This window comes from Rhodococcus sp. CX (genome assembly GCF_015865005.1).
Classification (GTDB): domain Bacteria; phylum Actinomycetota; class Actinomycetes; order Mycobacteriales; family Mycobacteriaceae; genus Rhodococcus.
Window position 1 is genome coordinate 1 of record NZ_JADZGH010000076.1, and the last position, 11,021, is coordinate 11,021.

The window sequence follows — 11,021 nt, forward strand, 5'->3', positions numbered from 1 at the left end:
GGCGACCGGGGTGGGCCTGTGGTGGGCGGACGCCGCGCATCGTGCCGGGATGGCGTTGTGGGCGTACCTGCCGTATCCGGAGCAGACCGCAGGCTGGCGTCCCGAGCAGATCGCCGAGCATCGGCGGCTGCTTGCGCTCGCGTCGCGCCGGGTGATGGTCGGCGGCCGCGCCGACAAGCGGTTCGATCACGACCGGCACGCGTTGATGTTGTCCGATGCCGACGTCGTCATCGCCGTGCGTGATCCTCGGGTCACCATCGGCGGCACCGTCGCCGCGCTGCGTGAGCTGGCCGGTCGGCGCAGGGTGATCACCGTCGACGTGGTCGCCAGGTCGACGACGATCTCCGCGGTCGACCCGGTGTTCGCCTGAGCCGATCTCGCGCTGTCCGGACGAAGGGCGCGTACCCTCTGATTCCAGCAGTGAATGTCGCGAGCGTGGTGCGGAAGAGTTCACGACTGCCGGAACGGTGGTACCTGCAATGACAGAAGAGTCGACTGCCCACGGTTCCGACCGGCAATCGGGCCATCCGGGGTTGCTCGCGATCCTGCTCGCGATGGCGATGTTCGTCCTGGTCGTGGACACATCGCTCATGAACGTGTCCATCTCGGCGGTGGTACGCGATCTCGGCACGACCGTCAGCGGCGTGCAGGCCGCCATCGCGCTCGAAGCGCTCGTCTCCGCCGCGTTCATCCTGATCGGCAGCAAGGTCGGTGACCTCATCGGCCGCAAACGCGCCTACGTCATCGGTCTGCTCGGCTACGCGACCGGCGCGACCGCGATGGCGCTCGCCCAGAGCCTGACGGCGGTGATCGTGTTCTGGGCCATCATCGGTGGGATCGGCGCCTCGTTGCTGCTCCCGGCGATGCAGTCCCTCGTCCACGGCAACTTCGAAGGCGACGCCCAGAAGAAGGTCTACGCGCTCGTCGGGGCCGCCGCCGCGATCGCCGCGGCCGTCGGACCACTGCTCGGCGGCTTCATCACCACCTACCTGTCCTGGCGCCTCGCGTTCGTGCTCGAAGTGGTGATCATCGCGGCCGTGCTGTCCGGCATCGGACTCGTCCGCGACGTGCCCTACACCGGATCGCGCGGCGTCGACGGGGTCGGCGCACTCCTGTCCGTGCTCGGCATGGGCGGCATCGTGCTCGGCATCCTGGTGTGGCAGGAAGGCGGCGAAGCGGTCGCCGGGCTCCTCGTGGCCGGCGCCGCCGCCCTGGTCGGGCTCGCCTTCTGGCTGGTACGACGCAAACGCGTCGGCGCTCCGGCGCTGCTGGATCCGGATCTGTTCCGGTCCAAGATCTTCCGGCTCGGCATCACCGGCCAGATGCTCCAGCAGATCTCCCTCGGCGGCGTCATGATCGCGCTGCCGATCTACCTGCAGATGGTGCTCGAGTACAACGCCATGCAGGCGGGTCTGTCGCTCGCCCCGCTCTCGCTCAGCATGTTCGTCGTCGCGTTGCTCGCCGGGAAGAAGGCCGGCGCGCGGCGCCCGAGCACCGTCATCCGGTGGGGTTTCCTGCTCGTCACGATCGGGCTCGTGGTCCTCATTCCGATCGTGCCGCGAGCGGACTTCGGGTGGGGCCTGCTGCTGCCGCTCGTGGTCGCCGGGTCGGGCCTGGGCCTGCTGGTCTCGCAACTGAACAACTACACCCTCGCGCCGATCTCGGAGGAGCGGGTCAGCGAAGCCGCCGGCACCAACTCGGCGGCCGGATCGTTCGGCCTGTCGTTCGGTCTGGCGTTCGCCGGTGCCATCCTGCTTGCGACCCTGTCGATCACGTTCACCTCGATGGCGGAGTCGAGCGACGTGCTGCCACCCGCCGACCAGCAGCACGTCGCCCAGGTGCTCGAGGAGGACGCGGAGGTCATGAGCAACACCCAGCTCGAGGAGTTGCTCGCCGGCCAGCCCCCGGCGATCCGCGACGAGATCGTCCGGATCAACACCGACGCGCGCCCGATCGCCCTGCAGGTCGCGTTGCTCGTCCCGCTCGCCGCAGCCTTGCTCGGGTTCGCGAACTCGTTCCGCATGGTCCGAGCGGACGGCCCGCCGGCCGCCGCGCCGAAGGGTGCGGCACCGTTCTGACCCGGCCGCGCGGTTTCCGAACGACAGTCACCGGTGGTCGGGACCCAGGTCGCGGTCGATCGGATTCGCGCCGCGACCAGCGAGGAGATCCTGGACCTGATCGACCGCGTCGGCACCGGCATCGCCGTTGGCCCGGATCTCGGCCAGCAGGGTTTCCAACCGCTCCGCGATCGCGGACCGTGCATCTCTGTCCTCGCCGACCTCGGCGAGATCCAGCCGGAGCCGGTCGATGTCGGCACAGGCGACCGAGACCGGATCCGGAACCAGCTCCGCGCGCAGGAATTCGGCGACCGCCCGCGGATTCGGGTGATCGAACACCATCGTCGGCGGCAACCGCAGCCCGGTGGCGGCACCGAGCTGATTGCGGAGCGCCACCGCGGCCAGCGAGTCGAACCCGAGTTCCTTGAACGCCTGCTCCGGGTCGACCGCGTCCGGCGCGTCGTAGCCGAGGACCGCGGCCGCCGCGCCCCGGACCAGCTCGAGCATCAGGTGCCGCTGCTCGGGAACCGACCGTTCGGCAAGGCGCTGCGCCCAATCCGCCGACCCGGCACCCGTGGACCCGGCCGCCGCCGTCCCCGCGGCGCGCGGACGGGCTTCCCGGATCAGGCCGCGCAGCGGCGCGGGCACAAAGGCAGCCGCCGCGCCGGTGTGATCGAACCGCGCGGCCACCACGGTGGGTACCCCGGCCGCCAATGCGCTGTCGAACAGGGCCACCCCGTCGTCCGCCGACAGCGGGGCCATGCCGCTGCGGAACGACCGGACGCGATCGATCGCCCCGAGGTTGCCGGTCATGGCGCTCGGCGGCGCCCACATGCCCCACGCGATCGACAGTGCGGGCAGCCCGAGGGCGTGCCGGTGCTGGGCGAGGGCGTCGAGGAACGTGTTCGCCGCGGCGTAGTTCGCCTGCCCGGGGGCCCCGAGAATCCCGGCGAGGGACGAGAACACGACGAACGCCCGCAGGTCGGAGGCCGCGGTCAGCCGGTGCAGGTTCCAGGCCGCGTCGACCTTCGGCCGCAGCACCGCGTCGAGGCGCTCGGGGGTGAGCGAGGTCAGGGTGGCGTCGTCGATCACTCCGGCCGCGTGGACGACCGCCGTCAGCGGATGCTCCGGCGGGATCCCGCTCAGCACCTCGGCGACCGCGGTCTCGTCGGCGGTGTCGCAGGCCACCGCCCGCGCCACGGCCCCCAGGTCGCTCAGCTCGCGCAGCAGCCGGTCGCAGCCCTCGGCGGCGGGCCCGCGCCGGCTGGTCAGCAACAGGTGCCGGGCCCCGTGCGCGGTCACCAGGTGCCGCGCGACCAGCGACCCCACGGTGCCGGTGCCGCCGGTGATCAGCACGGTCCCGTCGGGATCGAACGGGGAACCGGACTCGTCGACGCCGCGCAGCTGCCGCACCCGCGGCACCAGAACGGCACCGTTGCGGACCGCCGACTGCGGTTCCCCGCTCGCCAGCGCGGCCGTGACCGCGGCGTCGGGGTCCGCCGCGTCGTCGAGGTCGACCAGCACGAATCGGCCCGGGTTTTCGCTCTGCGCGGAGCCCACGAATCCCCACACCGCCGCGGCCGCCGGATCGCTGTCCGTCGCGCTGTCCTGCTCGGCGCCGGTGACCATCGCGTTGCGGGTCACGAGCACGAGCGTGCTGTCCGCCGCATCGTCCTCGTCGAGCCACTGCTGCAGCAGACGCAGCACCCGGGTGCACAGCTCGTGGGTGGCGCCGGGACCGGGCTCACCGGCCGGGCGGGCTTCGACGAGCACCGTCCACGGTCGCTGCCCGCCGTCCGCCGCAGCACCGTCGCTCGCGGTGCGCAGCGCTGCCGGATCGGAAAAGTGCGGGAAGCCCGGACCGAGATTCCCGTCGCCGAGCACGGCGATCGGGCCGAGGGCCGGTTCGCCCGCGATCTCGACCGGGACCCAGGACAGCCGATGCAGTCGCAGTGCCCCGCGTCCCGGGCCGGTCCCGTCGGCCTGCGGCCCCACCTGCAGGGCATCGACGGTCAGTACCGGCTCACCCGCGGGGTCGACGGCGACCACGCGATACCGTCCGTCCCCGAGGGCGTCGAACTTCACCGACAGCCCTTCGGCGCCGACGGTGTGCAACCGGATCCCCGACCAGACCAGCGGCGCGTCGTCCCATCCGAGCAGCGGGTCGAGCGCCGCCTGCAGCAGCACCGGATGGAGGCCGAACCCGTCCGTCTCGGTGCCCTCGTCGAGGTGCACCTCGGCGTCGGTGTCACCTGCGAAGCGATGCGCCCCACCGGGTCCGACGACGTCGTCGATGGTCGCCGATGCATTCCGCACCCAGCTGTCCGAGCCCTCGGCCTCGTCCGGGGTGGACGAGATCGTGACGGTGCGCCGGCCGTCGCTGTCCGGCGCCGACACGAGCACCCGGATCGAGGCCTGTCCCGACGCCCCGAGCAGGAGTGGGTGGTGGACGATGAGTTCGGCGATGCGGTCGAGACCGACGTGGTGCGCCGCGTGCAGCGTGAGGTCGACCAGCACCGCGGGCAGCACTGCCTTCGCCGCACCCGCCGGTGACACGGCACCGTCCTCGGCCGGTGAGGGCACGGCATCGTCGTCCGACGGTGGCGGCACGAGCCACGAATCCCGGTGCAGCGACAGCTGTCCGGTGAACATCACCGCGTCGTCGTCGAGCGGCACCGCGGCGCCGAGCAACGGATGTCCGGCCGCGCCCAGCCCCAGCTCCGCCGGATCTCCGCTCGTGCGCGTCGGCGCGGTCGGCCAGAAGGACCGCCGCTGGAACGCATAGGTGGGCAACTCCACCCGGCGGCGACCGGGCAGCATCCGATCCCAGTCGATCGTGGCACCGTGCACGAACGCCGCAGCGACCGCCTCGACGACCTCATGTGCCTCGTCGCCGCGACCGGGCAACGTGGCGATCGTGGTCGGGACGACCTCGGCGGCAAGAGAAGTCAGGGTCGCACCGGGACCGACCTCGATCATGCGGGTGACGCCGAGGTCGTCGAGTGTGCGTACGCCGTCGTGGAAACGCACCGTGCGCCGGAGGTGCCGAGCCCAGTAGTCCGGGGACGCGAGTTCCTCGGCCGTGGCGACGCGTCCGGTGACGTTGGAGATCACCGGAATCTGCGGCGGCTGTGCCGTCAGCCGCGACACGACGGCGGTGAACCGGTCGAGGACCGGTTCCATCAGCGTCGAATGGAAGGCCCGGCCCACCCACAGGGTCGTGGTCTGCAGTCCGGCGGCGGACAAGTCGGCCGCGACGGCCCGGACGTCGCGCTCGCCGCCCGAGAGGACGACCGCGTCGGCGCCGTTGACGGCGGCGAGATCGACGCGGCCGTCGATCCGTGCCCGGATGTCGTCCTCACCCGCCCTCACGGCGATCATCAGGCCCGGTTCGGTCGACTGCATCAACCGGCCGCGGACACCCACCAGGGCCGCGGCATCGGGCAGGCTGAACACCCCCGCGACATGGGCGGCGGTGATCTCGCCGATCGAATGGCCGATCACATAGTCGGGGGCGAGGCCCCACTCCCGCAGCAGCCGGTACAGCGCGACCTCGACGGCGAACAGCGCCGGCTGGGTGTATTCGGTGCGGTCGAGTGCACCGCCGGTGTCGTCCCAGAGCACTTGCCGCACCGGGGTTTCCACATGTTCGTCGAGCGCGGCGCACACCTCGTCCAGGGCACGGGCGAACACCGGGTAGGTCTCGTAGAGGCCGCGGCCCATCCCGATACGCTGCGCACCTTGGCCGGTGAACATGAACGCGGTCCGGCCGCGGCTGCTCGTCCCGGTGACGACGTTGCCGCCGGGCCGTCCGGCCGCGAGGCGGGTCAGGCCGTCGAGCAGATCGGCCGCCGTGTCTCCGATCACCGCGGCGCGGTGGGGGAAACCGGACCGGGTGGTGGCCAGCGAGTATGCGAGGTCGGCCGGATCCGGGAGATCCGCGCTGCGGTCGCAGAACGCCGCCAGTCGAGCGGCCTGCGCGCGCAGCGCATGCTCGGTCTTACCCGAGACCACCCAGGCCAGCGGGGCTGCCGGCGGCGGTGACACCTCCGGTAGCGCGCGTGCGGCCGGCTGTTCCAGGATCACGTGCGCGTTCGTGCCGCTGATCCCGAACGACGACACCCCGGCGCGACGGGGCCGTCCGGTGTCCGGCCACGGCACCGGCTCGGCGAGCAACGAGACCTCGCCCGCGGTCCAATCGACGTGCCGGGTCGGCGTGTCACCGTGCAGGCTCGGAGGCAGCACCCCGTGCTGCATCGCCAGCACCATCTTGATCACGCCGGCCACCCCGGCTGCCGCCTGGGCATGGCCGATGTTCGACTTGATCGACCCGAGCCACAGCGGCCGGTCGTCCCGCTGCTGCCCGTAGGTGGCCAGCAGCGCCTGCGCCTCGATCGGATCCCCGAGCCGCGTGCCGGTGCCGTGCGCCTCCACGGCGTCGATGTCGGCGGGGCCGAGCCCGGCGGACGCCAGCGCCTGCCGGATCACCCGTTCCTGGGACGGCCCGTTCGGGGCGGTCAATCCGTTGGAGGCCCCGTCCTGGTTGACCGCAGATCCGCGGACGAGCGCGAGCACCCGATGGCCGTTGCGTTCGGCGTCGCCGAGCCGCTCGAGCACCACCATTCCCGCGCCCTCGCTGAGCCCGGTGCCGTCCGCCCGGTCCGAGAACGGCTTGCAGCGGCCGTCCGGGGCGAGCCCGCGCTGACGGCTGAACTCGACCAGCACACCGGGGGTGGCCATCACCGTCGCGCCACCGGCCAGCGCCAGCGCGCATTCCCCGTCGCGCAGCGCGCGGGCCGCGAGATGCACGGCGACCAGCGACGACGAGCAGGCGGTGTCCACGGTGACGGCCGGACCGGTGAAGCCCAACGCGTAGGAGATCCGGCCCGACGCCACGCTGTTGCTCGTCCCGGTCATCAGATAACCCTCGGCGTCGACGTCGCGCCGGGACATCAGGTGGAAGCCGTAGTCGCCGCCCATCAACCCGATGTACACACCGGTGTCGGACAGATCGGGGGCGTCCGGCCGGATTCCCGCGTGTTCCAGCGCCTCCCAGGCGCTTTCGAGGAGCAGCCGGTGCTGCGGATCCATCGCGATCGCCTCGCGCGGGCTGATACCGAAGAACGCGGCGTCGAATTCGTCTGCGTCATAGAGGAATCCGCCCTCCTTCATGTACGTGGTGCCGGTCCGTTCCGGATTCGGGTCGTACACCTCGTCGAGATTCCAGCCCCGGTTGCGCGGGTACGCGCCCACCGCGCACCGGCCGTCGCGGACGAGTCGCCACAGGTCGTCGGGGCAGTGCACCTCACCCGGGTATCGGCAGGCCATCCCGACGATGGCGATCGGGTCGTCGTCCCGGCGGGTGCGGACGGGTGCGGTCGCCGGCTGCGGAGCGGTATCGCTGCCGAGCAGGCGGTTGAGCAGCTCCTGGGCGAGCGCGTCCGCGGTGGGGTAGTCGAACACCACGGTCGCGGCCAGCTTGACGCCGGTCGCGGTCGCCAACTGGTTGCGCAATTCCACCGCGGTCAGCGAATCGAAGCCCAGCTGCTTGAACGCACGCTCCGGGTCGATCGCGTCGCTGCCGTCGTAGCCGAGTGCCGCGGCCACGTGGGTGGTGACGATGTCCAGCACCCGGCTGTAGCGGTCGCCGGGCTCCAATGCACGCAACTCGTCGGCGAGCCCGGTCGGCGATGCGCCGGCCGCGACCCGGCGGCGACGAGTTCCGAGGACCCGGCGCAGGATCGGCGGCAGCGCGGTGCCCTCGGTGCGCGCGGCGCGCGTCGCGAGCCGCAGCGGCACGATCAGGGGACGGTTCACGGCGAGCCCGGCGTCGAACAGGGCCAGCCCCGAGTCCACGTCGATGGTGTCGATGCCGTTGCGCTGCAACCTGTCCAGGTCGGCGGCATCGAGATGGGACGTCATGCCGCTCGGCCGATCCCACAACCCCCACGCCAGGGAGATCGCGGGGAGGCCGCGGGCGCGGCGGTGCTGGGCGAGGGCGTCGAGGAAGACGTTGGCCGCCGCATAGTTCGACTGCCCGGCGCCGCCGAGGACGCCCGCCGCGGAGGAGAACAGCACGAACGCGGTCAGGTCCCGGTCGCGGGTGAGGTCGTGCAGGTGCCAGGCTCCGTCGAGTTTGGGCCGCAGCACCGCATGCAGCTGGTCCGTGTTCAGGGTGGCGGCGGTGGCATCGTCGAGTACCCCGGCGGCGTGGATCACGCCGGTGAGGTCGGGAATGCCGTCGAGCAGCGCGGCCACCGCGGCGCGGTCGGTCACGTCGCACGCGGCGACCTCGACGTCGGTTCCGGTGGCGGCGAAATCGGCACGCAGGGCAGCCGCGCTCTCGGCGTCGAGCACGTGCCGGCCGGTGAGCACCAGCCTGCGCACCCCGTACCGGGCGGCGAGATGGCGGGCGATCAGCCGGCCGATGGTCCCGGTGCCCCCGCTGATCAGAACCGTGCTGTCCGGGCCGAAGGGCGGCGCGTCCGACTCGGGCGTCGCGGCCGGTGGCACCGCGGCGAGCATCGGTGTCAGCAGCACACCGTCGCGGACAGCCAGCTGGGATTCGTTGCAGGACAAGGCCGTCGACAGCAGTGTGGGATCGGGGAGTTCGCCGGCCGGTCCGTCCTGGTCCACCAGGGTGATGCGATCGGGATGCTCGTTCTGCACAGCGCCGATCAGGCCCCAGACGGGCGCGGCGGCCACGTCGTCGACCGGTTCGTCGTCCCGGACCGCGACCGCATGCGCGGTCGTGACCAGCAGTCGGGTCTCGGCCAGGCGCTCGTCCCGGAGCCAGGACTGCACCGCGTGCAGCGTCGCCTCCGCGGCGGCGTGCGCCCGGGCCGGCGTATCCGGCTCCTCGCCCGGTCCGGCGGGCAGCCACAGGACACGACCGGCGGGATCGTCCCCGGCGAGCGCCTCCGGCAGCGGCATCAGGTCCACCGGCATCGGGTCCGCCGGCGCCGCGACCGGCACCCACGCGACGCGGTAGAGGCCGGCACCGGCCCCCGGGACCGAAACACCCGCCTCCCCGAGAGGACGCAACGTCAGCGAGTCCGCGGTCACCACCGGCCGGCCGGTCGCGTCGTAGGCCGAGACCCGGTAGCGCTCGGCTCCGGTCGCGGTGACGTGCACCCGCAGGGCGGTGGCGCCCACGGCGTGTACCTGCACGTCGCGCCAGGCGAACGGCAACCGGACACCGATCTCGGTGCTTCCGAGCGCGATCAGGTGCAGCGCGGCGTCGAGCACCGCCGGATGGATCCCGTAGCCCGCGACCGCCGCGTCCGGGTCCTCGCCGCCCAGTCGCACCTCGCCGTAGAGGTCGTCGCCGCGGCGCCACGCCGCGCGCAGGCCCCGGAAGACCGGACCGTACCCGTAGCCGGCGTCGTCGAGCAGGTCGTAGAGACCGCGGACGTCGACCGGGGTGGCATCGGCGGGCGGCCACTGCGGTTCCGGGAAATCGGCGGCATCCGCGGCCGCCGTCGTGAGCGTGCCGGTGGCGTGCCGGGTCCACGGGGTGTCCGGTGCGGTGTCCGCGGGCCGGGAGTGCACCGACACCGCGCAGCGGCCGGTGTCGCCGTCGGCGAGCGCGCTCACCTGCACCGCGACCTCACCGTCGGCGGGGATCACCAGCGGCGCCTCGAGCGTGAGCTCGTCGAGCCGGCCGCAGCCGACCCGGTTCCCCGCGTGCAGCGCGAGTTCCACGAAAGCCGTGCCGGGCAGCACGACGGTGTCGCCGACCGTGTGGTCGTGCAGCCACGGAAGACGTTGCGCGGAAAGCACACTCGTGGACACCGTGCCGCGGCCGTCACCGAGTTCGACCGACGCGGCGAGCATCGGATGCCCGCCCGTGTCCATGCCCGCCGAGGCGACATCACCCTCCGGTGCGGGGCCGTCCAGCCAGTAACGGCGGTGCTGGAAGGCATAGGTGGGCAGGTCCACCCACGGCCGTTGCTCGGGACGTCGCGCCCACCGTACCCGGCCCCAGTCGACCTGCACGCCGTGCACGTGCGCGTCCGCGAGGGCGGCGGTGAACTGACGCAGGTCCGCGCGGTCGCGCCGGAGGGTGCCGACGACGTGTCCGGCGACGCCCTCCGCGTCGAGTGTTTCCTGCATCGGCACGGTCAGGACGGGATGGCTGCACGACTCGACGAACAAGCGATACCCGTCCGCGGCCAGCGATTTCGTCGCGTGCTCGAAGCGGACCGGGTGGCGCAGATTGCGATACCAGTAGTCGGCGTCGAGCGTGGCACCGTCCAGCTCACCGCCGGTCACCGCCGAGTAGAACGGGATCCTCGACCGGCGGGGCCGGATCGGGGCCAGCACGTCGAGGATCGGTTCGTGCAGAACCGAAATGTCCGCGCAGTGCGAGGCGTATTCCACCGCGATCCGGCGGGCCTGGACGCCGTCGTCCCGCCACCGCGCGACCAGGTCGTCGAGCGCCTCGACGGGACCGGACACCACCGTCGCGGTCGGCCCGTTGACCGCTGCCACCTCGACGGCGCCGGCCCAGGGGGCGATGGCGTCCCGCACCGCGTCCGCGGGCAGCGCCGCCGACGCCATCCCTCCGCCGCGCCGCGCCGACGCCGCGATCACCTGACTGCGTGCGGCGACGACCAGCGCTGCGTCGGACAGGCTCAGCGCACCGGCGACGTAGGCGGCGGCGATCTCACCCTGCGAATGCCCGACCACCGCCGCGGGTTCGACGCCGTGGGAGCGCCACAACTCGGCGAGCCCGACCATCATTGCGAACAGCGCCGGTTGCACCACGTCGACGCGGTCCAGCGACGCCGGGTCTCGGTCGCGCAGGACGTCGAGCAGCGCGAACGTCGTGTGCGGCGCCAGCGCCTCGGCGCATGCGCGCACGGTCTCGGCGAACTCCGGTGATGTGTCCAGCAGTTGCGCGGCCATGCCGACCCACTGCGAACCCTGGCCGGGAAAGACGAACACCGGCCGGTCACCGGC

3 protein-coding genes are annotated in these 11,021 nt (G+C 72.5%); 2 read left to right on the top strand and 1 reads right to left on the bottom strand.

What is annotated here, in order from left to right:
- On the top strand, positions 1-370 hold a 370-nt coding region (locus I0Q12_RS08540), incomplete at its 5' end, for a hypothetical protein (protein ID WP_197251519.1).
- Between the two features lie 109 nt (positions 371-479).
- Positions 480-2,078: an MFS transporter gene (locus I0Q12_RS08545; RefSeq protein ID WP_197251520.1), complete on the top strand. Its 1,599-nt coding sequence runs from the start codon at positions 480-482 to the stop codon at positions 2,076-2,078.
- Positions 2,079-2,105: 27 nt separating this feature from the next.
- On the opposite strand, the gene I0Q12_RS08550 is transcribed toward I0Q12_RS08545, so the two are convergent.
- On the bottom strand, positions 2,106-11,021 hold an 8,916-nt coding region (locus I0Q12_RS08550), incomplete at its 5' end, for a type I polyketide synthase (RefSeq protein WP_231610300.1).